The sequence below is a fragment of the Lacticaseibacillus sp. 30 genome, from assembly GCF_053819265.1.
In genome coordinates, this window is record NZ_JBSOQX010000088.1 from 1 (window position 1) to 294 (window position 294).

Consider the following 294-nt stretch of genomic DNA (forward strand, 5'->3'; position numbering starts at 1 on the left):
AAGTTGGCTTGGGTGAAAATCGACTTGTCTTTGATAAATCCAGTGGTAAATCGTATGTGGCGCACAATGAACGGCATAACCGACCATTTCAGGGGACCAACTTAGGCGTTAAAATCGAGTGCCGACCACAACGATGCCGACAAGTATCAGCGTGATCCTGAGCTATAATGGCGTAGTAATCACCTTCAGGGCAACGGTGAAGTTCATGCCTAATAGAAATACGAGAACGGCTAAGGTCGCGGCGATGTACTGAATCGTGTGGTGTTGCATCAGTTCTATCTGAGATCGTTCAAC

1 pseudogene is annotated in these 294 nt (G+C 46.9%); it reads right to left on the reverse strand.

From position 1 onward, the window contains the following. Nucleotides 1-294: pseudogene (locus ACWPAB_RS15485) on the reverse strand (IS30 family transposase); the annotation flags it as partial.